At 47.3% G+C, this 24,929-nt stretch carries 24 protein-coding genes and 1 other RNA gene; 16 read left to right on the forward strand and 9 right to left on the reverse strand.

All coding sequences use genetic code 11. The features are described from left to right. Positions 1-2 precede the first annotated feature (2 nt). On the forward strand, positions 3-1,346 hold the full coding sequence (locus IV40_RS01405; RefSeq protein WP_057768576.1) for an RsmB/NOP family class I SAM-dependent RNA methyltransferase: 1,344 nt from the start codon (positions 3-5) through the stop codon (positions 1,344-1,346). A 43-nt stretch (positions 1,347-1,389) separates the two neighbouring features. Here the strand turns inward: IV40_RS01405 and fni are convergent, their stop codons facing one another. Genes fni through mvk form a run of 3 tightly spaced genes read right to left on the reverse strand, consistent with a single transcriptional unit; the run spans position 1,390 to position 4,399 of the window. Then, positions 1,390-2,433 carry a type 2 isopentenyl-diphosphate Delta-isomerase gene (gene fni / locus IV40_RS01410; protein WP_057768577.1) on the reverse strand — a complete coding sequence of 348 codons (1,044 nt, stop codon included), beginning with the start codon at positions 2,431-2,433 and terminating at the stop codon, positions 1,390-1,392. Then, entirely contained in the window at positions 2,433-3,428 is a 996-nt protein-coding gene (gene mvaD / locus IV40_RS01415; RefSeq protein ID WP_236698002.1) for a diphosphomevalonate decarboxylase, read from the reverse strand. Before mvaD ends, fni begins: the two co-directional genes overlap by 1 nt. 11 nt (positions 3,429-3,439) lie before the next feature. Further along, positions 3,440-4,399 carry a mevalonate kinase gene (gene mvk, locus IV40_RS01420; protein ID WP_057768579.1) on the reverse strand — a complete coding sequence of 320 codons (960 nt, stop codon included), beginning with the start codon at positions 4,397-4,399 and terminating at the stop codon, positions 3,440-3,442. Between the two features lie 200 nt (positions 4,400-4,599). Here mvk and IV40_RS01425 point away from each other — a divergent pair, with 200 nt between their 5' ends. The 4 genes from IV40_RS01425 to nth all read left to right on the forward strand — a co-directional run bounded on the left by IV40_RS01425 (position 4,600) and on the right by nth (position 9,357). Further along, a complete protein-coding gene (locus IV40_RS01425) occupies positions 4,600-7,443 on the forward strand; it encodes a helicase C-terminal domain-containing protein (protein ID WP_057768580.1) in 2,844 nt (947 codons plus the stop codon). 24 nt (positions 7,444-7,467) lie between these two features. Then, positions 7,468-7,947: a cell wall elongation regulator TseB-like domain-containing protein gene (locus tag IV40_RS01430; RefSeq protein WP_156404200.1), complete on the forward strand. Its 480-nt coding sequence runs from the start codon at positions 7,468-7,470 to the stop codon at positions 7,945-7,947. Between the two features lie 120 nt (positions 7,948-8,067). Beyond that, entirely contained in the window at positions 8,068-8,697 is a 630-nt protein-coding gene (locus IV40_RS01435; protein ID WP_057768582.1) for a DnaD domain-containing protein, read from the forward strand. Between the two features lie 9 nt (positions 8,698-8,706). Next, entirely contained in the window at positions 8,707-9,357 is a 651-nt protein-coding gene (gene nth, locus IV40_RS01440; protein WP_057768583.1) for an endonuclease III, read from the forward strand. A 45-nt stretch (positions 9,358-9,402) separates the two neighbouring features. Here nth and IV40_RS01445 read toward each other — a convergent pair whose 3' ends face one another. Next, positions 9,403-11,802, reverse strand: coding sequence for a PBP1A family penicillin-binding protein (locus IV40_RS01445; RefSeq protein ID WP_057768584.1), 2,400 nt, complete (start codon positions 11,800-11,802; stop codon positions 9,403-9,405). A gap of 2 nt (positions 11,803-11,804) precedes the next feature. Then, a complete protein-coding gene (gene recU / locus IV40_RS01450; RefSeq protein ID WP_057768585.1) occupies positions 11,805-12,434 on the reverse strand; it encodes a Holliday junction resolvase RecU in 630 nt (209 codons plus the stop codon). Positions 12,435-12,516: 82 nt separating this feature from the next. Here recU and IV40_RS01455 point away from each other — a divergent pair, with 82 nt between their 5' ends. From IV40_RS01455 to IV40_RS01465, 4 genes are all read left to right on the forward strand, one after another. Continuing rightward, entirely contained in the window at positions 12,517-13,086 is a 570-nt protein-coding gene (locus tag IV40_RS01455; RefSeq protein WP_057768586.1) for an SLOG family protein, read from the forward strand. A 56-nt stretch (positions 13,087-13,142) separates the two neighbouring features. Next, positions 13,143-13,592, forward strand: coding sequence for a cell division regulator GpsB (gene gpsB / locus IV40_RS01460; protein ID WP_057768587.1), 450 nt, complete (start codon positions 13,143-13,145; stop codon positions 13,590-13,592). A gap of 14 nt (positions 13,593-13,606) precedes the next feature. Continuing rightward, an RNA gene (rnpB, locus tag IV40_RS10550) (RNase P RNA component class B) lies at positions 13,607-13,973 on the forward strand. Between the two features lie 75 nt (positions 13,974-14,048). Continuing rightward, the gene (locus tag IV40_RS01465) at positions 14,049-15,176 is read left to right on the forward strand and encodes a THUMP domain-containing class I SAM-dependent RNA methyltransferase (RefSeq protein WP_057768588.1); all 1,128 of its coding nucleotides are present in this window, start codon (positions 14,049-14,051) and stop codon (positions 15,174-15,176) included. Between the two features lie 48 nt (positions 15,177-15,224). Here IV40_RS01465 and nrdF read toward each other — a convergent pair whose 3' ends face one another. Genes nrdF through nrdH form a run of 3 tightly spaced genes read right to left on the reverse strand, consistent with a single transcriptional unit; the run spans position 15,225 to position 18,679 of the window. Beyond that, positions 15,225-16,202 (reverse strand): class 1b ribonucleoside-diphosphate reductase subunit beta, encoded by a 978-nt coding sequence (gene nrdF, locus IV40_RS01470; RefSeq protein WP_057768589.1) that lies wholly within the window; start codon positions 16,200-16,202, stop codon positions 15,225-15,227. A 24-nt stretch (positions 16,203-16,226) separates the two neighbouring features. Then, complete coding sequence (nrdE, locus tag IV40_RS01475) at positions 16,227-18,398, reverse strand: class 1b ribonucleoside-diphosphate reductase subunit alpha (protein WP_057768590.1); 2,172 nt, start codon at positions 18,396-18,398, stop codon at positions 16,227-16,229. Positions 18,399-18,448: 50 nt separating this feature from the next. Continuing rightward, entirely contained in the window at positions 18,449-18,679 is a 231-nt protein-coding gene (gene nrdH, locus IV40_RS01480) for a glutaredoxin-like protein NrdH (RefSeq protein WP_057768591.1), read from the reverse strand. Positions 18,680-18,949: 270 nt separating this feature from the next. On the opposite strand from nrdH, the gene IV40_RS01485 reads away from it, so the two are divergent. Together IV40_RS01485 and IV40_RS01490 are read left to right on the forward strand one after the other, a co-directional pair. Then, the gene (locus IV40_RS01485) at positions 18,950-19,282 is read left to right on the forward strand and encodes a hypothetical protein (RefSeq protein WP_057768592.1); all 333 of its coding nucleotides are present in this window, start codon (positions 18,950-18,952) and stop codon (positions 19,280-19,282) included. Between the two features lie 96 nt (positions 19,283-19,378). Further along, complete coding sequence (locus IV40_RS01490; protein WP_162258835.1) at positions 19,379-20,227, forward strand: alpha/beta hydrolase; 849 nt, start codon at positions 19,379-19,381, stop codon at positions 20,225-20,227. 40 nt (positions 20,228-20,267) lie between these two features. Here IV40_RS01490 and IV40_RS01495 read toward each other — a convergent pair whose 3' ends face one another. Continuing rightward, positions 20,268-20,651 (reverse strand): ribonuclease HI family protein, encoded by a 384-nt coding sequence (locus IV40_RS01495; protein WP_057768594.1) that lies wholly within the window; start codon positions 20,649-20,651, stop codon positions 20,268-20,270. A gap of 34 nt (positions 20,652-20,685) precedes the next feature. Between IV40_RS01495 and IV40_RS01500 the strand changes: the two genes are divergently transcribed. The 5 genes from IV40_RS01500 to IV40_RS01520 are packed head-to-tail and all read left to right on the forward strand — an operon-like array spanning position 20,686 to position 24,826. Continuing rightward, the gene (locus IV40_RS01500) at positions 20,686-21,108 is read left to right on the forward strand and encodes an EbsA family protein (protein WP_057768595.1); all 423 of its coding nucleotides are present in this window, start codon (positions 20,686-20,688) and stop codon (positions 21,106-21,108) included. A 4-nt stretch (positions 21,109-21,112) separates the two neighbouring features. Beyond that, positions 21,113-22,786: a formate--tetrahydrofolate ligase gene (locus tag IV40_RS01505; RefSeq protein ID WP_057768596.1), complete on the forward strand. Its 1,674-nt coding sequence runs from the start codon at positions 21,113-21,115 to the stop codon at positions 22,784-22,786. Then, on the forward strand, positions 22,786-23,463 hold the full coding sequence (locus IV40_RS01510; protein ID WP_057768597.1) for a uracil-DNA glycosylase: 678 nt from the start codon (positions 22,786-22,788) through the stop codon (positions 23,461-23,463). Before IV40_RS01505 ends, IV40_RS01510 begins: the two co-directional genes overlap by 1 nt. Then, positions 23,450-23,911, forward strand: a complete 462-nt coding sequence (lspA, locus tag IV40_RS01515; protein ID WP_057768598.1) for a signal peptidase II — start codon at positions 23,450-23,452, stop codon at positions 23,909-23,911. Before IV40_RS01510 ends, lspA begins: the two co-directional genes overlap by 14 nt. Before the next feature lie 6 nt (positions 23,912-23,917). Next, complete coding sequence (locus IV40_RS01520; protein WP_057768599.1) at positions 23,918-24,826, forward strand: RluA family pseudouridine synthase; 909 nt, start codon at positions 23,918-23,920, stop codon at positions 24,824-24,826. The last annotated feature ends 103 nt before the right edge of the window (positions 24,827-24,929 follow it).

A 24,929-nucleotide genomic window follows, 5' to 3' on the forward strand; every position in this document is an offset into this window, starting at 1 on the left:
ATATGAAATTACCACAGGCTTTTATTGAAAAATATCAACGTTTGCTGGGTGCGGAGGCGCCCGCTTTTTTTGCCAGTTTTGATCAGCCGGCAGTGTCAGCGTTTCGGTTGAATCCGCTCAAGGATGATTTTAAAAATGTCGATCTGCCGTTGAATGATCCTGTTCCGTATTGTGATTGGGGTTATTATGGAACAGTCGATGGACACACACTTGATCATCAAGCTGGCTATGTTTATAGTCAGGAACCGAGTGCGATGTATGTCGGTGAAGTGGCCCATCCCCAGCCAGGCGAACGGGTCCTTGATCTGTGTGCGGCACCTGGCGGCAAGACGACCCATCTTGGCAGTTTCATGCAGAATCAGGGCGTTTTGGTTACTAATGAGATCAACAAACAGCGAGCCCAAGTTCTGTCGGAAAATGTTGAACGCTGGGGTCTGCAGAACACCGTCGTCGTTAATGCTTCACCTGACGAACTGGAAAAGAAATGGCCGCAGACATTTGATCGGATTTTAGTCGATGCGCCTTGTTCCGGTGAGGGAATGTTCCGCAAGGACCCTACGGCGATGCAGTATTGGAATCCCGATTATCCGGCTGAATGTGCCCGCCGACAAAAGAAGATTCTGGCATCGGCTTATCAAATGCTGAAGCCCAATAGCGAATTGATTTATTCGACGTGTACTTTTTCGCCGGAGGAAGATGAACAGGTCATTGCCTGGCTACTGGATACGTATTCCGACCTTGAAATGGTGCCGATTGAAAAATATGCCGGCATGATTGCTGCCAAGCCTGAATGGGCCAATGGCAATCCAGATTTAACGCAGGCCGTTCGGTTGTTCCCGCACCTGATGCGTGGGGAAGGCCATTTCATCGCCAAACTGCGGCGCCGTTCGGAGACCGCCGCTCCCAAAAAAGAAAAGTTGCAGAAAAAGGCCTCTTTAAGCAGCGAACAGAAAAAGGATTGGCAAACCTTTGCCGAGCAGACCTTAGCTACTGATGCACTGACGCAGCCATATCTGTCGAAAGACCGCCTGTATCAAACGCCAGCGGGAACACCCGTCTTAAGCGGCTTGCATGTGCTGCGGCCTGGTTTGTTTTTAGGTACATTTAAAAAGCACCGCTTTGAACCAAGTTATGCACTGGCACTGGCTTTACGTCCGACCCAATTCAAACAGGTCTTGAACCTTGATGAAGATCAATATACTCATTATGTCCATGGCGAAACGATTACAGTTCCACAGGCCGGTAAAGGCTGGCTGGCGCTGAGTGCGCGGCATAAAATTTTCAGTATGGGCAAGCAGGTCCAAACAACCGTTAAAAACGCTTTTCCAAAAGGTTTACGTCATTAATTAAAAAGAATCCCTTCAGATTTTCTGAAGGGATTCTTTGTGTTTATAAATGAATGTCGCGCTGCTGGAGATAATTAACCAGCTCAGGATCAAAATAAATGTCCTTGGTATGCAGTTCATCGAGGTTGCGTGCCCCTAGCAACAGCAGCAGATCCTGAATTTGGCCAAGCCAGCTCATGATCATCGCAGCGGTGTCAGTCGGATCGCCATGCAGTAGAGAATGCAGAATTTCACCGGAGACGCCGACAGCACTAGCACCCAGTCGTAAAGATTTGACGATGTCGAGCGGATTGCGGACGCCCCCAGAAGCAATGATCTGAGCATCCGTATCGGCGGAATGGGCTTCCAGCAAAGATTGGACGGTTGACTGGCCCCATGCGCTCATAAAGCCAAAATCTTTTTCATGGCGACGTTCGTTTTCAATTTTAATGAAGTTAGTGCCGCCTCGACCCGAAACATCGATCATTTTAACGCCGATTTCGGCCAGCTGCTGAATGGATTCACGGCTCATGCCGAAGCCGACTTCTTTGACGATAATCGGCACATCGACATGATGAACGATCTGGTCAATATTGTCGAGCCAGTGGTATTCACGGTCGCCTTCGGGCATGACGATTTCCTGCGCAGCGTTAACGTGGATTTCAAGGGCGTTGGCATCGATCATGGCAATCGCTTTTTTAGCATCTTCGACCCCATGACCAGCACCGATATTGCCCAGCACAAAGCCGGACGGATTATACTGACGGATCACTTTGAAAGTATCGGCTAAATCAGGTTCGGCTAAAGCAATTGTTTGCGAGCCCGATGCCATTGGAATGCCGGTTAAAGCGGCAATTTCAGCTAACTGACGGTTGATTTTACCGGTACGAGGACTGCCGCCGGTCATGCCATTGATATAAAAGGGACTTCTGAGTGCATCGTTGCCAAGTTTAGTGCCGATCGAAACTTGATCGATATCCAATTCCGGTAGGCTGTTGTGAATAAAATGAACGTGATCGAAATCGTTACGCCGATCATCATCATGAAATTTCTCAGCTAAAAAAACATGTTCATCTTTACGATGGGATTGTTGTGAAGCTTTTGCCATTACAGGTCACTCCTTTGCTGCGGCGGTAAATATTGAATGCCAGGACCAGGCTTGGCAACGGTCAGCTGCTCCTTCGGAAAAATCGTGCTTAAACCAGCCAAAATCTGCGGCGTTTCCCGAGCCGAACAGATTACTTTCACATTCGGACCGGCATCCATGGTGTAATAACAACTTAAACCCTGTGCTCTGAGTTCTTGCACTTTAGCAATGGCCTGCAAAGTCGATGGTTCGAAGTATGTAAACGGCGGGACGGCACTCATAGTGAGGGCGTGCATCCGCATCGCACTTTGTTCGGCAATTTGACCGACTTGATTCAAATCACGAGCAGCGATGGCTTGTTTGATTGTATCTACTTCAGTTTGGGCATTTTCGATCCAAGCTGGATAATAAGGGGAGGTCGCCACATCATTAGCCATCTCGCTCCGTGAACTGACTTTCTTTTCATGGCGATTCAAAAGAATGGCAATCATCTGAATATCCCAGTCGACCTGTTCTTGAATCGGAACGGCATAGGAAGTGGCATCACTGTCGCCTCGTTCCCATTCGACGAAGCCACCATAGATTGAACGCGTAGCCGAACCAGAACCACGACGCGCCAAACGAGATAAATCGCGTAAGGACAAGTCGAGTCCTGCTGCCCGACTTCCGGCGGCGGCTAAAGCAGCAAACGCTGAAGCGGAAGAGGCGAGTCCCGCTGCAGTCGGCACATGGTTAGTCGATTCAATCCGTGCCGGCATGGCTATGTTGGCTTCGGAACGAATTAAATCCATAAACCGCTGGACTTTGATTAAACTTTTACCGGTGACATTTTCACCGTTCAATAAAAATTGATCCGTCTCAAGCAGCGGATCAAATTGAACACTCGTGTCGGTATAAAAAACATCCAAGGTGAGTGAAAGGCTATTCGTATAAGGTAAGATCAATTCCTGATTTTTTTTGCCCCAGTATTTGACGAGGGCGATGTTTGTATGGGCGCGTGCCGTAACAGTTTGCAAAAAAGAATCCCTCATTTCGTAAAGTGTGAAAATGCTTGTGTTTCTTCGTGTAATGGCTGGATCCACGTCTTGGCGGCCCCAGCATCTTGGAGGACATGTGCCAAGTGTTGTGCAGCTGGCAAGTCGGATACGACGCCGATCAGACAGCCGCCTCGACCGCCGCCAGTCAATTTAGTACCTAAACTGCCATTCTCATTGGCAACTTGAATCAGATGGTCGAGCTGCCGGTTGCTGACACCGAGTGCCCACAGATTTTCCTGAGCGCCTAAAAGATGAGTGCCCAGTTCTTCAACATGGTCGTTGCTGATATCGTCGACGACTTTAAGTGTCAAGGCCCCAATATTTTTGATAGACTGCATCGTGCCGTTATAATCTGTTTCTAAACGATCATGGACACTGGAAACGGCGGCCCCAGTTTGTCCCTTAATGCCGCTATCGGCAATGACTAAATAAGCATGCAGACTGATCGGCAGTGTTTGCAACGGCTGGCCCCGCCGGAATAAAACTGGGGCCGTTGCGGCGGCGGTAGCGGCATCCAAACCACTGGGATTGCCATGAATCACTTTTTCGGAGATTGTTGCCAGTTTCAGCAGATGTTTATGGGTTAACGGATGATTAAAATAATTGAACAAAGCCCGAATAACGGCGATCGCAGTTGCTGCTGATGAACCCATGCCACGTTCGGCTGGAATATCACTGGTGATCTTCATTGAGAATGACGCTTCTGTTTCGGCAAAGTCGTTCAGAATGTGTTCAATCAGGGAACGGATGCCAGCCATTTGCCCATAGGCCTGGGCAAGGGGACCTGAATAATAGATTGTGTCCAAAGTCTGTCCTGCATCTGTTTCGGTAATCGTCGCACGCATTTGGACCATTGAAACTGGCAGCGCAATGGCAGGTTGTCCATAAACAACCGCATGCTCGCCGATCAGAATGATCTTGCCATGACTTGTTCCAATACTTTCCTTCATTGTTAAAATGCCGTCCTTAAAATCAATTTATTTCGTTTCTTTTATGTAGAAAAACAACCATTCACATTCTACCGCACTTTTACGGAAACCTCTAGCCTGAACCCACCAATGAACCGTTTGCAGGCAGAGAAAGTTTTCGAGAAAATGGGCGAACGTGTTATGATTGTACTATTAGATTATAGAAATTGGTGACCCTTATCATGAATGCACATACAACTTATGCGATCGTTGACTTAGAGACGACCGGAACAAGTGTTAAAAACGGCGATCGGATCATCCAATTCGGCTGTGCGCTGGTCCGTGACCGTCAGATTATCGAGACCTTTTCGCAGAATGTCAATCCGCAAAAACCGATCCCATTGCCGATTCAAAATTTAACGCATTTACATGAAGCAGATGTTGCCGGTGCCCCTTATTTTGAAGAGATCGCACCGACGATTCGTGCGCTTTTAGAGGACACAGTTTTTGTCGCCCATAATGTCAACTTCGATTTACCGTTTTTAAATAATGAATTGGAACGGGTCGGACTCGATCCGTTGGGGATTGCTGGTGTGGATACGGTTGAACTGGCGCAGATTGTTATGCCCGAATCGATGAGCTATAAATTGCGGGATCTGACCAGCCAGCTCCATATCGAGCATGATCATCCGCACCGAGCCGATAGTGACGCTTTGGTGACGGCGGAACTGCTGATTTATCTGACTAAGCAGCTGCGGAAATTGCCGTTAGTTACCTTAGAATCATTGAGCCGCTTGGGGACCAAACTTGTCCGGCAGACGGGCGAATATTTGACGGCAGTGTATACCGAATTACAAGCACATCCAGTGCCGTTAGCGGATACGCTCTACATTCGCAACAGCATTGCCTTGCACAAACGGCCAGAACAGCGGCCATTAAAACCGGCTCCGCATGATTATCCGCAGAGTGATGCGGATAAGAAAAAGCAGCTGCCAAAACAATTGAAATGGCGGAAGTCGCAGGCTACGATGATGGACCTGATTTATCAGAACTACACGCAGACGGAAACGGCAGCACAGCCGCTGCTGATCGAAGCGGCGACCGGCTTAGGCAAGTCGTTAGGCTATTTAGCGCCGTTTGCCTACTTGGTGACGAATCAGCAGAAATTAGTCGTCGCCACAGCCACGACTCTTTTGCAGGATCAGCTGCAACGACAGGCTTTACCACTCGTCAATCAATTGACGAAACGGCAGTTAACAGGTGCAATCGTCAAAAGCACAACGCATTACCTTGATTTAGGTAAATTTGCCAAGAGCTTGCGGATCAGCAATCAGGCTCGACAGACCCGTTTGTTGCAGATGAAAATTTTAGTCTGGCTGACGCAAACGACGACTGGCGATTTAGAAGAATTGCATCTGACCAACTACCGGGCGCCATTATTTGCACAAATCCGGCACCGTCCCCATGAAAAATTAGCGGCAGACGATCCGTTTGCAGCCGATGATTTTGTGGTGTATCTTCATCAGCAGCAAAATGCGGCTCAGATTTTGTTTACGAATCAATCTTATTTGGTGGCACATCCCGATGACCCTGTCTTCGGCGCACATCCGTATTTGGTGTTAGATGAAGCCCAGCATTTGATGCAGGGCACACTGGGCGCCTTTTCCAAACGGCTGTCGTGGCAGCAATTGCATCGCCAGCTGCACCGTTTACTGGAACAATTAAATCCAGCGAGTGCTCATGCTTTGCCGAATCTATTTAAAAATGATCAGATGAGCCTCTATCAGCTTGATTCGCTGCAGACGGCAATCGAGAATCTGGATGAACAGGTTTCTGATGTTCAAACGGAACTTTACCAAACCTTCATTATTCATCAGATTCCCCGCTCGCAACGCAGCAGCTATCTGAATCATCTGCTCGAACCGGCCGAAACACAGATGTTGGCACAAAGCGAAGAAGTGCCGCTGCAAAAGATTACGCATTTGCTCCGTGATATTTTGCAGATGATGCTGCGTTTGGAACGGCGGTTTACGGCCGAACCCGATAAATATGTGGCCAGTGATTATGCGGCCTTGCAGAACTTGCAGGTCAGTGCAGCTGATTTACGGAGTACGAACCAGCGTCTCCAAGAATTGGATATCCTGTTAGCTGAGATTTTAGCCGCCTCAGACCGCTCATTTGCCTTGTCATTGACCATGAACAACTACGGGACCGAAGAGAGCCTTGGCATTGCCTGGCAATTAGTTCAGCCAGAAACACGGATTCAAGAAGTCTTACAGGACTTTCAGCCACCGGTCATCACCGGTGCAACCATTACCGTCAACCATCGTTTCAAGTTTATCAAGCAGGCACTTGGCTTTGCACCAGGAACGTCCTTCATCGAAAAGAAACTGCGGAGTCCGTTTTCCTATAAACGACAGGCGCATTTATACATCGCCGAAGATGCACCCGATGCGGCGACTTTGAGTGCGAGCGAGTACGAAGCCTATTTGGCCGATGCAATCGACCAGCTGACGACGGATAACCAGCGGCAAACATTAGTGTTATTCAATTCGCTGGCGATAATTAAGGGTGTCTACCGGCAGCTGCTGAATCGGGAACACAATAGCCAGCGGGAAATTTTAGCGCAGGGTGTTACCGGCAGCAATGAAAAGATCCTCAAACGATTCACACTCGGTCAAAATAGTTTATTATTAGGGGCGAATAGTTTTTGGGAAGGCATCGATTTACCTGAAAAAATGCTCGAAATCGTCATTATGACGCGTTTGCCGTTTGATTCGCCAGCTGACCCTGCTGTCAAGGTCCGTTATGATGCTTTGCGGCAGCAGGACCTCAATCCGTTTACCACTGAGGCGCTGCCGACTGCTACTTTGCGGATGCGTCAGGGATTCGGCCGGCTCATTCGAACGGAACATGATCGCGGTGTCTTTGTCGTTTTGGATGCACGTTTGATTCACAAACGCTATGGCAAACAGATGCTGCGGTCGCTGCCGTCAGGACTGCCGAAGGAAATTCTGCCGCTGGCGGACATCCGGCCGGCTTACGATGATTTCTTTACGGCGGCGTCATCAAAAAACAATTCATAAAAAGCTTTCAAAGGAGGAATGACTGTGCAACGTTCATGGAAACGCTGGGCGTGGATCGGCTTCGCTATCGTCGCCGTCGTCTTCGTCTTTTTCTCATATCAAACCGCACAATCACCAGCAAAATCAGCGCAAGAGCAGGCTGTTGCCATTGCCAAGAAAAAAGCCGGTTTAAAAACAAAGACCGGTTTTTACTGGTATAACCGGGATCAGACTTATTTCACTGTGGCTGGAACGAATCAAAAAAATACACCTGTTTATGTCTTGATTCATAAGAAAAACGGGGCCATCAATGTCTACAAACAAAGTGCTGGCATTAGCCGTAATGATGCGTTAACGAAAGTTTGGAATCATCAAAATCCCAAGAAAGTGCTTAACATCAATTTCGGCCTCTACAAGAATCGGCCCGTTTGGCAAGTGGCCTACGTTAAAAAGAACGGGTCACTTAATTACGATACAATCGATTTTAAAACTGGTGAAACGACGCAATTGATTCAAAATCTGTAATCAATGTTCTGCGAACAGCGACGGCAGTGCACCGCACCGTTTTGGACAGGGATGTTTCAACAATTCCATGTCTAGGCATGCTGAAGCGGATGCGTCCCTAATTTTAGAAAGTAGGCTCTCATGCCAGAAAAAGCATTAACAGAATTTTTAACAGCCGGCGAAACGACGATTTCAAATCTGATTCTGGCCCACTACCATGAAATCGGCATGACCGATGAACAATTATTATTGTATTTGCAGCTGCAAAGTTTTACGCAGCGTGGCAATGGCTTTCCCGATTTGAATGAGATTGCGAAACGATTGAACTGTGAACCGGGGCATCTCTTTGAACTGCTGCATGGGATGATTCAGCAGAAGCTGATTGTCCTCGAAAGTGTGCCGGACAAACAGGGTAAATTGCAGGATCATTATGATCTGACGCCTATTTTCGATAAACTGCTGGCACTGACTCAGCAAGCTGACGATCAGCAGGTCGAAACAGCACAGCAAACTGCACGTGCGGAAGTTTTCAATCAGATCGAGCGTGAATTCGGCCGGCCGTTGTCGCCAATTGAAACGGAAACCATTGCCGATTGGCTTGATTCGGACCATTACCAGCCCGAAATGATCGAAATGGCACTCCGTGAGGCTGTCTTAAATCAGGCATATTCGTTGAAATATATGGATCGTATCCTGCTCAACTGGGAACGCAAGAATATTCATACGAAGGAACAAGTTCAGAAGGAACGAGAACGTCACAATCGTTTGTGAGGTGAGTAGATGTTAAGCAAACCGCAAATTCAATGGGCGGTTCAACAGATGGAAAAAGTATTTCCGAATCAGACCCACACCGAATTGATCGGCTCGACACCGTTTCAGATTCTGGTGGCAATCATGTTGTCGGCACAGGCCACAGACGCTTCTGTCAATCGGGTTCTGCCGAAGCTGTTTCATGATTATCCAGATGCTCAGGCGATGGCCGCCGCACCGGAAAGCAGGATTCAGGCGGACATCCATTCGATTGGGTTGTCAAAAACAAAGGCCCATCGTTTGAAAACAATGAGCCAGCAGCTGCTTGACGAGTATCAGGGACATGTTCCAGATAATCGCAAGGATTTGATGTCGTTGCCAGGAGTCGGCCGGAAAACGGCGAATGTTGTATTAGGTGATGCTTTTGGGATTCCTGCCTTTGGCGTCGACACCCATATTACCCGTATTTCCAAGCGGCTGCCGATCGTTCCTGAAAATGCCAGTGTCGATCAAGTCGAAGCGGCGTTAGAAGCAGCTCTGCCGCAAACAGAATGGATTCAAGCACATCATACGATGGTATTGTTTGGACGCAACGTCTGCAAAGCTCGCAATCCAGAATGTGCGACGTGTCCCTTGCTGAAGATTTGTGCTACGGGACAGAAATTAACACAGACAAAATAAAAAAAGACACAGAGCAAAATTTGTTCTGTGTCTTTTTGCGTAATCCTAATTAGAGGAGCTTGTATTTGCAGGATCAAGACTGCGTTCGGTTTCAGCACCTTGTGTTTGCGTATTGTCATTCTGAGTGGCCGGAGCTTCGGTTGAAGTCGAAGTTGTCGAGCTGCTGGACTGCTGTTCAGTGGGTGTGCTCGACGTTGCAGCTGTACTGGATGAAGATGCTGATTCAGAGGAGGACGCTTGCTGACTGCTAGAGTCGCTTGTTGATGTCGCTGAGCTCTGCTGGGAGAAGGTCGTCACCGATTGACTTTGTGAACTATCCCGATTCGATTCGGAATTAGATTCAGCCGCACTTGAAGTGCTTTCTGAATCAGTAATCGTCGTAGAACCCGGCTGAGTCCCTTTGATGAACAATTCACGGGTGTAAGTCGAACTGCTGGCATTCTTGGACGCAACCTGCGCTGGGTCGGAATTCTTAACGATATTGCGTGCCACAACATTGCTTGGTTTCTTCCAGTCTTTGTTGGTTTCGTCCTGACTAATATAAGTCATCATATTCTTATAAATTTCACCAGCAATTTTCTGTTCAGAATAATCAAGCCCATTTTCCGATGATTTATCGTAACCGGTCCAAACGGAAATAACATTGTTGCGGGTATAGCCGGTGAACCAAGAATCCTTAGCCATTCCAGTGGCGCCAAGTGCGGAATTCTGTTTGATTTCGCTGTCGGAGTAATCAGTGGTCCCAGTCTTGCCGGCTTCATACAAATCGCCAACCTTATAATTGACACCAGTGCCGCTGCCGGTGAAGACCCCTTTCAGCATATCGGTAATCATATAAGCAGTTGAGGATTCCATGGCTTGGGTTCCTTTGGATTTATAATGATGAACGACATTATCAGCCGTGACCACTTTTTTGACATAACGAGGCTTGTAATAAGTCCCGCCATTTGCAAAGGCGCCATATGCAGCCGCTTCCTGCAGGGTCGATACATAACCGCCGATCCCAGTCGAAGCGACTTGCTCTTTCTGGGTCAGATTGATGCCCAATCCGGATAAGAATTGCGTAGCACGCGTGATTCCAACTTTACTGAGTGTTCGAATTGCCGGCACGTTGCGGGAGGTAACCAGTGCCGTTCGCATCGACATTTTGCCTTCGTACTTTTTATCCCAGTCGTAAAGCTGAATATCTGTGCCAGGGTAGGTGTACTTCGTATCTTCTAACTGCGTATAAGTCGATTCATTCAAATATTCGATTGCTGGGGCATAATCCATCAGTGGTTTCATCGTTGAACCATTGCTGCGGGATGTTTGCACAGCCCGGTTCAGGCCTAATTGCGTATCACCCGTCTTGCGAGCTCCGATTTGGGCAACTACTTGTCCATTATTCGGATTCGTAATGGTAACCGCTGTCTGGAATTTGTCGCTTGGAAAACTAATGGAAGAGTCGTTGTTAACTAGATTGTACAAATGTTTCTGCGCATCCAGATTGATATTGGTGTAAATCTTCAGGCCGTCGGTGTACGGATTAAAGCCGTCCGCCTTGACCTGATTGATGACTTCCTTAACATACGGATCCACAACCGCATCATTTGTCGTCTGATTCTTAGCCGTTGCTTGATCAACCAGTCCAGTTGAAATTGATTCTGCTTCAGCATTCTTTTCTTGTGAAGCGGAGATGACCTTATTACGTTCCATCGCTTGCAGGACGCTGTTGCGCCGTTGAGTCGCTAGATCGGCATGCGTATACGGATCATAACCGGTTGGTGACTGCGGCATCCCAGCCAGCAGGGCAAATTGAGCCAAATCAAGCTTAGACAGCGACTTGCCGAAGTAATACTGGGCTGCCGTGCCCATGCCGTAGATTCCGTTACCCATATAAACTTTGTTGATGTAGTATTCAAGAATCTGATCCTTCGAATACTTTCGTTCAACTTGCAACGCCAGCCATGCTTCCTGTGCCTTCCGTTTAATCGTTTGGTCGGAGGCTTTGGTCGAGAAGAAGGAGAGCTTAACCAGTTGCTGGGTCAGCGTACTCCCGCCTTGCAAACCAGACGAACCGGTCACATCGCTGATAGCAGCGCCGATAATACGAATCGGATCGATTCCGAATGGTTCCTTATAGAAACGCCGGTCTTCGATCGATACAACGGCATTTTTCAAAGTGGCCGGAATGTCAGCACTTTTGACATAATCACGGTTTTCGTAGCCGAGTGTTTTGAAGGCTTTGCCATCACTATCATATAAAGTGGATGCACCGCCGCTGACCAGCTTTTCCTGATCGAGAGTCGGTGCTGAGTGGGCGTAATAGGCAAACAGCAGTGATCCGGAAACAAGGATCACGCCGAAGAAAATCAGGATGCCCCAGAAGAACTTGCGCCATGGTGAACGTCGCTTGGGCTTGCGCCGTGTTAAACGCGATTCACCGGATTGGTTATTACCAGCCAAATTTAGTTGCCTCCTTGCTGTGTGCGTGCGATCAATTCATCGACACCATCTAAATAGGGAATCAATGGATTGAGCTGATAATTGATTTCGACCCCGTCAGCGACAACGGCATCTAACGGGATTGATTTGCGGCCGCCAGTCATTTGCGCCCGCCAAAAAGTGATCAGATTGCTGGCCGGATACACAAAGATTCGATCGAGCACCACAAATCGGATTAGGGCAAAACAGATTCCGCCTTGTTTCAGGCATTCATCCATGTGTTTGACCTGATGTTCATGGAAATTATGCAGGGGGAAAGACGTTTTGCTTTTGGTCTCCTTCGCATCGAAATCGATGTAATGGCCGTGATAGACACCATTGTAATCCGTCGTTGACGGCCGTTTGAAGTAAGCTTCCTTAATGACCGCCTGGCTGCGCTGCGGATAATCGACTTTTACGATCTGAATCGGTGTCGGTTTTTTGTGAACAACGGCGATTTCCTTAGCTAAATAATATTGATTGCTTTCATTTAATTCCTCTTCCAGCGACATCCCCCGTTTGCCGAAAATGGTTGTGGCGGATGCGGCTTGCTTTTTCGCTTTTTTTGCTTCATGATGAAGATATGGTTGCCCGTTGGGGTAATGAAATGTCACGGTAATCACGCTCCTATAGCGACAATTATAACAATTTATTGAATTGAACGGAATAAAACTTTACTTAGTGGGAGGGTTCGCTATGCGACGGCTTTGGGTCACTGGTTATCGGGGGTATGAACTGAACATTTTTCAGCCGAATGATCCCAAGGTCACGGTGATTACGGCGTGCCTGCAGCAGCGCTTCCAACAGCTAGTCGATGAGGGACTCGAGTGGGTAATTACCGGTCCGCAGCTTGGCGTTGAGCAATGGAGTGTCAATAGTGTGGTTGATGTCCAGGCGGCCGATTTGCCGCTGAAAAGTGCAGTCATCCTGCCTTATGCGCAGTTCGGTGACAAGTGGAACGAAAAGAATCAGGGGTATTTGACGACTGAACTGGCTAAAAGCGACTTTCATGTTACTTTGACTAAAGATCGCTACAAGTCGCCTCGTCAATTGCAGCAATATCAGCAGTTTATGTTAAATCATACCGAAGGGGCGTTGTTAGTATATGACCCGGAACATCCGGGCAAACCGAAGTATGATTACGCGGCCATTCAACGTTTTCAGGAGCATCATGATTACCAATTACAGCTGATTGATTTTTACGATCTTGAAGATTTTGCCACAGAATGGGCAGAAAATCATAATAACCATTTTCAAGCGGAATAATTTTTGCTATAATAGTATTAATCACTTGAATGTATTTTTGATGGGGTGTTTTTTAGATGGATAACAAGCAGCAACCAACAAACGATAAACAACCGAACGTTCAAGTCAACTTCGGTCCAAAAGATATTTTGCAAAAAGAGTTCAAAACCAAGATGCGTGGTTATGATCCGACGGAAGTCGATGGCTTCCTGGATAAGGTCATCAAGGACTACGAAACTTATGGCAAAGAAATCGACCGTCTCAACGATGAGAATGCCCGGTTATTTACCAAAGTCGACGAACTGACGAAACAACTGAATGCTTCGAAGAATGTCCAAGATGCCACACCGCAGACCAATTCGGCTGCGACGAACTACGATATTCTGAAACGGTTGTCGAACTTGGAGCGTCATGTCTTTGGATCAAAATTAACCGATCAAACTGATACGAATGACTTTAAGTCAGCAGGCGAACGGAATGCCTATCAAGAACAGGATCATTCAAACAGCGATTTAAGTCGCTTCTAAATTTTAACTTTGCAAACTTCGGGTAATTGCGGTCGGCAATGGTCGGCTGAGGAAAGTCCATGCCCGCACAAGCTGCGATGCTTGTAGTGTTCGCGCCCAGCCCAATAAGCTGAGGTACCTGAAAAGGTAACGGCGGAAAAATGCGCTAACGGTTTTACCCATGCGCTAGTATTCCTGAAAAGTGCCACAGTGACGAAGCAATGTGAGAAATTGCATTGATGGAACGCGGTAAACCCCACGAGCGAGTAACCCAAACTTTATGGTAGGGGCGTCCTGAGTCTGAAAATGAACGATGCCCAGGAGCTCGAAAGAGTAGATAGATGATTACCGAAACGTATTCTTTACCTGAGGAATGCGTGGAACAAAACATGGCTTATAGAAGTTTGCAAACAGGTAGGGTTGGGGTTTCCCAACCCTTTTTTTGAACAAACAAACACTTAAAAAACGAGGGATTTTATGCAATATTCACTAATTGCAACGATGGCGTCCGGACTCGAATCCGTAACGACCAAAGAATTGAAAAAAATGGGTTATGACACACAGACTGAAAACGGCCGGGTCCGTTTCACTGGGGATTTAACGGACATTGCCCGTACGAATACGTGGCTGCGTAGTGCCGATCGGATTAAGATCGTGGTCGGCGAATTTAAAGCAACGACGTTTGATGAATTATTTGAAAAAGTCAAGGCCTTGCCATGGGATCAATATTTGCCGCTGGATGCCCGTTTCCCAGTTGAAGGAAAATCGGTCCGTTCGAAACTGCACAGTACCCCTGACGTACAGGCAATTACCAAAAAAGCGATCGTTGAAAAAATCAGTCAGGTCTATCATCGGCGGGGGCGTCTGCCCGAAACGGGTGCGGCTTATCCATTGGAAGTCAGCATTGTCAAAGACGAAGTCATGCTGACACTTGACACAACTGGTCCCAGCCTGTTCAAACGGGGCTATCGTGTCAATAAAGGGGATGCACCGTTGAAGGAAAACTTTGCGGCCGCATTAGTCTTGTTGACCAATTGGCATCCGGACCGCCCATTTTACGATCCCGTAACGGGTTCTGGAACGATTCCGATTGAAGCCGCTTTGATCGGCCGCAATATTGCACCTGGAATTCACCGTCACTTCACTTTTGAAGGCTGGGACTGGTATGATACCCAGATTCTCGACACGGTCCAAGAAGAGGCTCGTGCGGCCATTATCAATGATCGTGAACTGCAGATTCTCGGCGGTGATATCGACCAGAATATGATTGATGTGGCCAAGGTCAACGCCCAAGAAGCTGGTGTCCTGCATGACATCAGTTTCAAACAGCTGGCGGTCAAAGACTTCAAGACGGACTTGCATGACGGGGTCATTGTCGCCAATCCGCCTTACGGGAAACGGTTGTCGGATGTCGATTCTGTTCGGAAATTGTACCGTCAAATGGGGGATGTTTACCGCCCATTAACCGATTGGAGCAAGTACATTTTGACGAGTGACCTTCATTTTCAAGGTGAATACGGCGAAAAGGCGACTAAACGCCGCAAACTCTATAATGGGGCCCTCCGTGTCGATCTGTTTCAGTATTGGGGCAAACGGAGTCATTAGTAACCAATCAAAAAGGCATCGGAATTTTCCGATGCCTTTTTGATTGGTTTATTTGTCTTTCGGTTTACCGATATCGTAGTCACTATTCTTCATGGCTTCGACTTGGCCAAGCCGGTAACCGTTCCCGACTTGCGAGAAGAAATCATGGTTGGCGGTCGAAGTGGAGATTCCATTCATAACGATCGGATTGACGTCGTCTGCCGTGTCTGGGAAGAGCGGATCTTGGCCTAAGTTCATCAAAGCTTTATTGGCATTGTAACGAACAAAGGTCAAAACCTGGTCGGTCCAGCCGACTTGGTCGTAAAGGATGTGGGTATAATGTTCCTCATTCTCATACAGCTTATAAAGCAGGTCGTACATCCAATCCTTCAATTGATCTTGTTCACTCTGCGGACGCTGGTTGAACCCTAATTGGAATTTATAGCCAATGTAAGTGCCATGGACCGATTCATCCCGGATAATCAATTTGATGATTTCGGCGACGTTGGTGAGCTTATTATTGCCCAAATAATAGAGTGGGGTATAGAAACCTGAATAAAAAAGACAGGTTTCCAAGAAGACATTGGCCACTTTCTGCTTTAATGGATCGACAGTATCGTCCCGATAAATGTCGTAAATCCAACGGGTCTTATTCTGCAGGTATTCTTCTGAATCACTCCAGTCAAAGATTTCATCGATCTCATCGGGTGTGTTCAGCGTTGAAAAAATGGTGGAATAACTCTTGGCATGAACGGATTCCATGAACTGGATGTTGTTCAAAACAGCCGTTTCTTGAGGTGTCCGCACATGTTTGCGTAATGAGGCTAAACCATCCTGCGACTGCAAGGTGTCCAGCAGGGTCAGGCCGCCGAACACATGGCCGACAATCCATTGATGGTCCTGGTCCAGCGTGCGCCAATCGTCCAAGTCGTTTGAAACTGGGATTCGGGTATCGAGCCAGAACTGTTCCGTCAATTTTTCCCAAGTTGCTTTGTCGATCGCATCGGAAACTCGGTTCCAGTTGACCGCTAAATAAGGTTCACTCATATATGATTGCTCCTTTGAAGATAATTAGATGACACAGCTTTCACAGGCGTTCGCACCGATTTCGTCCTGATCGTCTGTGTAAGTCCGGATATAGTAAATCGATTTGATACCTTTATAATGCGCATAGTTCCGCAAAATATTCAAGTCGCGGGTGGTCATCTTGTCGGTACCGCCGTCTTTCCATTCATATAAACCTTCGGTAATGGTTGACCGCATGAACAAGGTTAAACTCATGCCTTGGTCGACATGCTGCTGAGCAGCGGCATAAATATCGATTTCCTTACGCATATCAATATCGTAAGCAGATTGATAATAAGGCATCGTATCATTATTCAGACCAGGAGCAGGGTAGTAGATCGTTCCGATCATCTTTTCCTGCCGGTCTTCGATACGTTGAACGATCGGCTGCAAACTAGCAGAAGTATCGTTGATGTACGAAATTGAACCATTCGGTGCAACCGCCATCCGGTTCTGATGGTACAAGCCGTCTTTCATCACGCTCGCTTTTAATTGTTTCCAATCGTCCTGGGTTGGAATCGGAATGTCCTTAAAGAGTTCCTTGACCTTGTCCGTCTTCGGAGCCCAGACTTGATTGACGTATTTATCGAAGTAACTGCCATCAGCGTACTTGCTCTTCGCAAAGTTGTCGAATGTCTCATGGCGTTCCTTGGCGATTTTGTTTGAGGCAACGAGTGTCCAGTAATTGAGCAGCAAGAAATAAATATTGGTAAAATCAATTGATTCTTCAGAACCATACATCATGTGGTTCTTGGCAAAGTAAGTATGGAGTCCCATCGCCCCTAAACCAATTGTATGCGCCAGATGGTTGCCATGCTGAACGGAAGGAACGACGTCGATGTTGGAATGGTCGGTGACATAAGTCAATGCTCGAACCATGGCTTCGATCGAAGCGCCAAAATTCTTTGTCTTCATCAAATTGGGAATATTAGTTGAACCGAGGTTGCAGCTGATATCGGTGCCCAGTACTTCATATTCCTGTTTATTATTGATTTTAGAAGGACGCTGTACCTGCATCACTTCAGAACAAAGGTTGCTCATAATGATCTTGCCATCAATCGGATTATCACGGTTGGCTGTGTCGATATTGACGACATAGGGATAGCCGGATTCTTGCTGGAGCTTGCTGATTTCATTTTCCAACTCACGGGCTTTAATCTTGTATTTTTTGATCTTCGGATTGGCAACCATTTTGTCGTATTCCTTAGTAATATCAACGTAGGAGAATGGTTCGCCATACTCGCGCTGGACATCGTAAGGGGAGAATAAATACATATCAGCATCATCCTTAACCAAGTCGTAGTACTTATCGGGCACAACGACCCCTAGGGATAATGTCTTTAAGCGGTACTTTTCGTCGGCATTTTCCTTCTTAGCGCCTAAAAAGGCGATAATGTCCGGATGGAAGACGTTGAGGTAGACGACACCGGCCCCTTGGCGCTGACCCAACTGATTGGAGTATGAGAAGGAATCTTCCAGCAGCTTCATCACAGGCAGGACACCAGATGCGGCGCCTTCGATGCCTTTGATGGGCGCACCAGCTTCACGGAGGTTCGAAAGTGTGATACCGACCCCGCCGCCGATGCGGGATAATTCAAGCGCCGAATTGATCGTCCGGCCGATTGAATTCATATCGTCGGTCGTCTGCAGCAAGAAACAAGAAACGAGTTCACCTCGACGCGCACGACCAGCATTCAGAAAACTCGGGGTAGCCGGCTGATAACGCTGATGGATCATTTCATCGGCAATACTTTGGGCTAAGTCGGTATCGCCATCGGCAAAGAACAAGGCATTGGCAAGAACACGATCCTTGAAGTCTTCCAAGTAATAGCCATTATCGTCGGTCTTCAGGGCATATTGTGCATAGTATTTATAGGCAGCCATGAAGGACTTGAAAGTGAAATGCTGTGCGATCAAATAGTCATTTAATTTTTCGATGAACGAAAAATCATATTGATCAACGAAATGGTGTTCGTAATAATTATTGTCCAATAAATAATCGAAACGAGCCCGCAAATTCGGGAACTTCATCGTGTTCGGTTCGACATTTTCTTTCAGGAAGGCCTGGAGTGCTTCCTGGTCCTTTTCCAATGGAATCTGGCCATTGACAGGAATGTTGATTTCATTGTTCAGGGCATAATAAGTGACATCCTGCGACTTGATATCATTGAGAGACATACTTTCACCACTTTCATAAAATTAGACGGAAAACAAAAAAAGCGCCGTCCCTAGACAGCTAACTTTTTGAGCTCATCGGGGCGGAACCCGGAGAAGGGCTTCATCCCATTTGACTCAAGGACGGGAACTGCTAGAAACCCATTTTGCTTTAAATAGTCGATATATTGGGGTTCATCGTTGATATTATGTTCTGTGAACGGAATCCCATGGCTGGTTAAAAACCGTTTGGTCATCCGACATTGGGGACAACCATTCTTGGTATATAAAACTGTTTGTGCCATTTTAAAAACCCTCTTTCGCTTGCTTCGATAAATTCAGTATACAGGCTCAATTTTTAATTTGCAATATAAAAGCACAATATATCGTATCTGTAACATTTTAAACCTACGACATGTTGTGCCCACTGCTTTTGTTCGGATTTATCGGTGCTTGTCTATCTTACCGCAAAAAATTTGAGAACGCCAATTCTTTTTCTGCTCGTTCGATTTGCATGGGCAAGTCGAATTCAAGCGCGCTATAATGGAGTTGCACACCACAAGGGAGGAATTATAATGAAAAACGAAAAGAAAGAACGACACGCTGCAATCGTTGATATGAACGATTTTATGATGAATTATGCAGCCACCAAATTTCCAAAAGAAAAAAATGATTTAGCTGAAAAAATTTATGCCGCCGGTAAAGATGATGTCAAAGGGCTTGATACCTTGTTCAACGATCAGGGGCTCGGCCGCAAGCAGAACTATCTTGAAATTGCGGAAGGCTTTTTAGTCGATTTCTATGGCATGTCAGCTGAGGAAGCGGCCGCAGAAGCCCCTAAAATGGCACAAGAAGCAATGCAGGAATTGGGCAGCCATACGAAGGATTTTGACGACTGGGAGAAGTAGTTTTTTAACAGTAAAATTACCGCAAACGGCCGTCAGCCGGATTGAAGTGCGCTATAATAAATAGTAATCTGATTGAACATGGAGTTATTAGAAGGAATGAAAAGAGTTAATTTCTGCACCGCATTATTGTGGTTGGGATTTTGTGGCCTGCTCATGATCAGTCGGCCGGTACCAGTCCATGCGAGTGCGGCAACGGATTATCTTCATTCGACGCACACCGCCACCGTTTATGTACATGGTTATAACGGCGGGACTTACACAACGAATGACCTAATCAAGGCGGCTGATAAAGCCGGTGCGGCTCAAAAAACGGTTGAAGCAACCGTGTCGAAGACCGGCAAAGTGATCTTCACGGGCAAATGGCCGAAAGATACTATCAATCCGATCGTGCAGGTCGTTTTCAAAAAAAATAATGCCGCTCCGTCCCGGCAGACGGCGTGGTTGTACAAAGTACTTGCCGATTTAAAGAAAACTTATGGTGTCACCAAGTATAATGGAGTTGGGCATTCCTTAGGGTGTAATGTCCTGGTTAATGAAGCTTTGCTGCATAGCCACGATACACGGCTGCCGAAGCTGAACAAGCTGATGACGATTGCCGGTCCGTTTAACGGCGTCGTCGGATTGGGCGACCATCCCGATATGAACCGGCTCAACAGCAAAGAAGCACCTGCCATTATGAATACCACTTATCTGGCAATGCTGCGGCTGCGCAAGCATTTCCCTAGCAATGCGAAGGTCCTGAATGTTTTTGGTGACCTGCATAATGGCACGAAAACCGATCACTATGTATCAGTGCCATCGGCCAAATCACTTGGTTATATCCTGCGTGGGGTTGCTAAATCCTATCAAGAGCTTGAAGTGAAAGGTAAAAACGCCGAGCACAGCGATCTGCATGATAATGCGACCGTCAGCAAAGCGATGATCCGCTTTTTATGGGGCAAGTAAGCAGGCCATTTAAAAAGGATCGCATTGCAGTGATCCTTTTTTAGTGATTGAGCGCCTGCTGAGCCAATTCATGGGCCCCACGATTAGCGTGGTCCTTGATCCACTGGTGCAGGACAACCGGAAAATGCTGTTCAAGCTGATCGATTGCAGCGACTGCATCCCCATAATGTTTGGCATAATCTTTTTCAAGGCTGTCGATGACTAGCTGACTGTCGCTATATAAAATGACTGGTGCATCGGTCAGCTTTTGTTCGATCAGCAGTTGCAAACCAAGCTGAACAGCTTTGAATTCAGCGTCATGGTTCGACATGACGGCTAATGGATAATGTTTTTGCAGGCGAAGGTGCGGCCCGACGACAAGGATGCCAGCACCACTGGGACCGGGATTGCCTTGCGTCGCCGCATCTGTATATAATTTAAGCATCATAAACTTCCTTTAAATGAATTGAGGCGTTTGAATGAAAAACTGGCAGTGTCTTTACCAGCCAGGACGGCAGCGGTCCACGATCATCTGGTCGTGGACAATCGTACTCGTCGCATTGGCTACGATTTTACAACTTGAAGTATTGACTTTCAACTGGATCGTGATTGTGCTCTATTTACTGGCTGTTCTGGTCATTATTTGGAATCTGCGGAGCCACCGTCTGACTGTCAATGACGACGGCATGATTTTAGGGCGGTGCCGGCCGTTGAAAGCACGCACCATCAGCTGGACGGAAATCAAGAGTGCCGTTGTGGAAAAACGCACCGTCACCTTAGAATTGACCCGCCTTGATCAGCACCAAGTGCAGCTTTTACTTGGTAAAAAAGGAATGCGTCAAATGAAAACCACTTTACAAGCACAGCATTTAATGACGACAAATTCGTCAAAAGGAGTGTGACAGCATGTCTGATTTGGAAATTGCACAGAAAAATGAAGCAGATGAGATGCAGAAGATTACAACGATCGGGGCTAAAGTCGGTCTGAGCGAAGATGATCTGGAACAATACGGACCCTATAAGGCTAAACTGACACTCGCAACGTTAAAACGGCTGCAGGATAAACCAACGGGCAAACTCGTTTTGGTGACTTCGATCAATCCGACACCGGCTGGTGAAGGCAAATCGACGGTCACGATCGGATTAGGCGATGCTTTGAACCGTCTGCATAAAAAGGCGATGATTGCCCTCCGTGAACCGTCGATGGGTCCGGTAATGGGAATCAAAGGCGGAGCAACTGGCGGCGGTTACGCCCAAGTTGTGCCGATGGAAGATATCAATCTGCATTTTACGGGCGATATGCATGCCCTAACGACAGCAAATGATACATTGGCCGCCTTGATTGATAATCATATTCAGCAGGGCAATGAACTCGATTTTGATCCCCGCCGCATCACTTGGAAACGAGCTTTAGATATCAATGATCGGGCATTACGCCAGATTGTGATTGGGCTTGGCGGCCCTTGGCAAGGCGTTCCTCGCCAGGATGGTTTTGACATTACGGTTGCCAGTGAACTGATGGCCATTTTGTGCTTGTCACGGGATATCGATGATCTGAAAGCACGGCTTGCACGCATTGTCGTCGGCTATACTTCCGATCGCAAACCGATCACCGTTGCTGACCTCCATGTTGTCGGTGCCATCGCCATGTTATTACGGGATGCCATTAAGCCAAATTTGGTCCAGACGCTGGAACATACACCGACTCTAATTCACGGCGGCCCATTTGCCAATATTGCCCATGGCTGCAATAGCATTTTAGCGACTCACAGTGCAATGGCCTTAAGTGATATTACTGTCACAGAAGCCGGCTTTGGTGCCGATCTCGGCGGTGAAAAGTTCATGGATATCAATACGGCTGCACTCGCTAAGACGCCGGATGCTGCAGTGATTGTCGCTACAATTCGGGCTTTGAAGTATAACGGCGGGGTTGCCCTAGACGATTTGACGACTGAAAACCTGGACGCTTTGCGGAAAGGCTTTGCCAACTTGAAACGCCACATTGACGGAATGCGTCATTTTGGGGTGCCGCTGGTCGTTTCGATCAACGAATTTACCACCGATACACCTGCCGAAATGCAATTATTGCAGCAGTTATGTGCTGAAGAGGGCATTACAGCCGTTCCGACGACGGTCTGGGCCGATGGCGGTGCTGGCGGAATCGATTTAGCCCAAGAAGTACTGAAGGCGCTCGACCAGCCGGCTCATTTTACCCCGTTGTATACACCAGAACAGTCCGTCGAAGATAAGATGACGGCGATTGTTCAGAAAATGTATGGCGGCAAAGATGTTGAATTATCTAAGAAAGCCAAGACTAACTTGCGGACAATTAAACGCAACGGTTGGGATAAACTGCCGATTTGCATGGCTAAGACGCAGTATTCCTTATCGGATGATGCCAAGGCTTTAGGCGCACCGACCGACTTTACCGTCCATGTCCGTGAATTGGTTCCACGTTTAGGAGCTGGTTTTATTGTTGCGCTGACTGGCAATGTGCTGACAATGCCTGGTCTGCCGAAACATCCCGCTGCACTCGATATGGATGTCGATGAAAATGGGAAGATTACGGGGTTGTTCTAATGGCAACGATTCTAACGCCGGAACTGATTAAAAAAGGGGAGGCGACTGTCGCCCATAATCCGAATACGGAGGGATTCCTGCCGGGTAACGGCAGCTTGCATCCGGCTTTTATCCTTGTTGGCGAAGCACCGGGTGAAACAGAATTGACTACTCATATGCCGTTTTCGGGTCGAGCGGGTGCCGAGCTTGACAAAACGCTGGCAAAGCTGGGGATTACTCGTGACCAAATCTATATTACAAGTACCTTTCGCAGCCGGCCGTATAAACTCGTCACCAAGGTCCACAAAAAGACTGGTGAAAAATATGAGAAGAAGGATAACCGGCCACCGACCCAGAAAGAAATGCAGTCACAGGCTTTTATCTTCGATTACGAGCTGGCACATCTGGATAGCGACCTGATTCTCGCTGTCGGAAATACGGCCTTAAAACGGCTCTTAGGACCGAAATACACGGTCGGCAAATTTCATGGCAAACTAATCAAACAGCCGATTCTGCAATGGCATCCGCAAAAGAAGGCGTATTTGCCGTCGCAACGGATTTACCGGATTTTTCCGTCCTTTCATCCAGCAGCGGTTTTCTATAATCGCAAATTACAAACGGCACTTGATGCAGATATGCAGGCTTTCCAACAGTTTGTGACCTTGCCAGGAAAGGAGTCTACTGATGACAAAGCGTAAATATGTGGTTTATCCCATTCTGGTCATTTTAATCGTGGCTTTAGATCAATGGGTCAAACACTTTGTGACGGTCCATATCGAACTTAATACGAGCCAGTCTTTCATTCCTGGACTTCTGTCACTGGCTAACATCCATAACTCAGGGGCGGCCTACAGTATGCTGATGGGCAAAACAGTTTTCTTCTATGTTATTACGACCATTGCCCTGATTGTCCTGCTGGTGCTCTTTGTCCGTGCACAGGAAAATTCCTGGCTTTATTTGGGCGGCTTAACGTTGATGTTTGCCGGTGCATTGGGTAATTTGATTGATCGGGTCCATTTTAAATACGTGGTTGATATGTTTCAGCTCGATTTCATCAATTTTCCCATTTTCAATGTGGCCGATTCGGCCCTAACAGTAGGCGTCGTTCTTTTATTTATTTATGTCTTAGTCGACGGAAAGGAGTAATATTTCATGGCACAAACACTCGATTTCACTGTGAGCGATCTGACCGGTCGGATCGATAAAGTGATTGCAGCAACTTACCCTGAGCATTCACGTTCGCAGGTGCAGCAGTGGCTCAAAGAAAAGCAGGTCACTGTCAATCAAACACCGGTGAAAGCCAATTACAAGGTCGTGGCCGGCGATCAAGTTCACATTGAAATCCCGGAAACCATGCCGCTGGAACTAATCCCAGAGGATATTCCGCTCGACATTGTTTATGAAGATGATGATGTGATCGTTGTCAATAAACCGCAAGGAATGGTCGTTCATCCCGCTCCAGGTCATCCGGATGGGACACTAGTCAATGCATTGCTGTATCACAGTCCGCTGTCGACGATTAACGGCAAATTCCGGCCTGGGATTGTACACCGAATTGATAAGGATACGTCAGGACTCTTGATGGTTGCCAAAAACGATCATGCCCATGCTTCACTGGCAGCCCAGCTGAAAGTCCATTCGACTAAACGGGAGTACATTGCGCTCGTCCATGGCGTAATCAAAGAAGATCGGGGGACGATCGATGCACCGTTAGGACGGGCCCATAATGACCGCAAGAAACAAGCGGTTATCGATGGCGGCCGTCATGCTGTCACTCATTTCAAAGTGCTGGAACGATTCGAGCACTATACGCTGATTCGCTGCCGGCTAGAAACGGGGCGGACGCATCAGATTCGTGTTCACTTGGCGTATATTCATCATCCCGTTGCCGGTGACCCGTTGTACGGGCCGAAGAAAACATTGACGCCCAACCATGGCCAATTTTTGCATGCGGCCCTGTTAGGGTTTAAACATCCGGTAACAGGCAAAGACTTATTGTTTGAAGCTCCGTTGCCACCGCTGTTCCAGGAAACCCTGGATAAATTACGGCGCCATGGTTGACAAGCAACTACTGAACCTTTATAGTTATTTGTAATTAAAGAGAAACCTTTAAAATTAGTTCCGTGAAGCTAAGAAGGTTCAACGTAGTTTAGGACCAGACCAC

It is taken from the genome of Lactobacillus selangorensis, from assembly GCF_001437205.1.
Lineage (GTDB): Bacteria > Bacillota > Bacilli > Lactobacillales > Lactobacillaceae > Paralactobacillus > Paralactobacillus selangorensis.

What these genes read in the sequence shown, in the direction of transcription:
- IV40_RS01435 (WP_057768582.1), top strand. Translation starts at nt 8,068, where the DNA reads ATGCCAGAAAAAGCATTAACAGAATTTTTAACAGCCGGCGAAACGACG.
- IV40_RS01500 (WP_057768595.1), top strand. Translation starts at nt 20,686, where the DNA reads ATGAAAAACTGGCAGTGTCTTTACCAGCCAGGACGGCAGCGGTCCACG.
- lspA (WP_057768598.1), top strand. Translation starts at nt 23,450, where the DNA reads ATGACAAAGCGTAAATATGTGGTTTATCCCATTCTGGTCATTTTAATC.
- mvk (WP_057768579.1), bottom strand. Translation starts at nt 4,399, where the DNA reads ATGAAGGAAAGTATTGGAACAAGTCATGGCAAGATCATTCTGATCGGC.
- IV40_RS01425 (WP_057768580.1), top strand. Translation starts at nt 4,600, where the DNA reads ATGAATGCACATACAACTTATGCGATCGTTGACTTAGAGACGACCGGA.
- IV40_RS01505 (WP_057768596.1), top strand. Translation starts at nt 21,113, where the DNA reads ATGTCTGATTTGGAAATTGCACAGAAAAATGAAGCAGATGAGATGCAG.
- nrdF (WP_057768589.1), bottom strand. Translation starts at nt 16,202, where the DNA reads ATGAGTGAACCTTATTTAGCGGTCAACTGGAACCGAGTTTCCGATGCG.
- IV40_RS01495 (WP_057768594.1), bottom strand. Translation starts at nt 20,651, where the DNA reads ATGCTTAAATTATATACAGATGCGGCGACGCAAGGCAATCCCGGTCCC.
- nth (WP_057768583.1), top strand. Translation starts at nt 8,707, where the DNA reads ATGTTAAGCAAACCGCAAATTCAATGGGCGGTTCAACAGATGGAAAAA.
- fni (WP_057768577.1), bottom strand. Translation starts at nt 2,433, where the DNA reads ATGGCAAAAGCTTCACAACAATCCCATCGTAAAGATGAACATGTTTTT.
- IV40_RS01485 (WP_057768592.1), top strand. Translation starts at nt 18,950, where the DNA reads ATGAAAAACGAAAAGAAAGAACGACACGCTGCAATCGTTGATATGAAC.
- IV40_RS01490 (WP_162258835.1), top strand. Translation starts at nt 19,379, where the DNA reads ATGAAAAGAGTTAATTTCTGCACCGCATTATTGTGGTTGGGATTTTGT.
- IV40_RS01465 (WP_057768588.1), top strand. Translation starts at nt 14,049, where the DNA reads ATGCAATATTCACTAATTGCAACGATGGCGTCCGGACTCGAATCCGTA.
- gpsB (WP_057768587.1), top strand. Translation starts at nt 13,143, where the DNA reads ATGGATAACAAGCAGCAACCAACAAACGATAAACAACCGAACGTTCAA.
- IV40_RS01455 (WP_057768586.1), top strand. Translation starts at nt 12,517, where the DNA reads ATGCGACGGCTTTGGGTCACTGGTTATCGGGGGTATGAACTGAACATT.
- nrdH (WP_057768591.1), bottom strand. Translation starts at nt 18,679, where the DNA reads ATGGCACAAACAGTTTTATATACCAAGAATGGTTGTCCCCAATGTCGG.
- nrdE (WP_057768590.1), bottom strand. Translation starts at nt 18,398, where the DNA reads ATGTCTCTCAATGATATCAAGTCGCAGGATGTCACTTATTATGCCCTG.
- IV40_RS01405 (WP_057768576.1), top strand. Translation starts at nt 3, where the DNA reads ATGAAATTACCACAGGCTTTTATTGAAAAATATCAACGTTTGCTGGGT.
- IV40_RS01520 (WP_057768599.1), top strand. Translation starts at nt 23,918, where the DNA reads ATGGCACAAACACTCGATTTCACTGTGAGCGATCTGACCGGTCGGATC.
- IV40_RS01510 (WP_057768597.1), top strand. Translation starts at nt 22,786, where the DNA reads ATGGCAACGATTCTAACGCCGGAACTGATTAAAAAAGGGGAGGCGACT.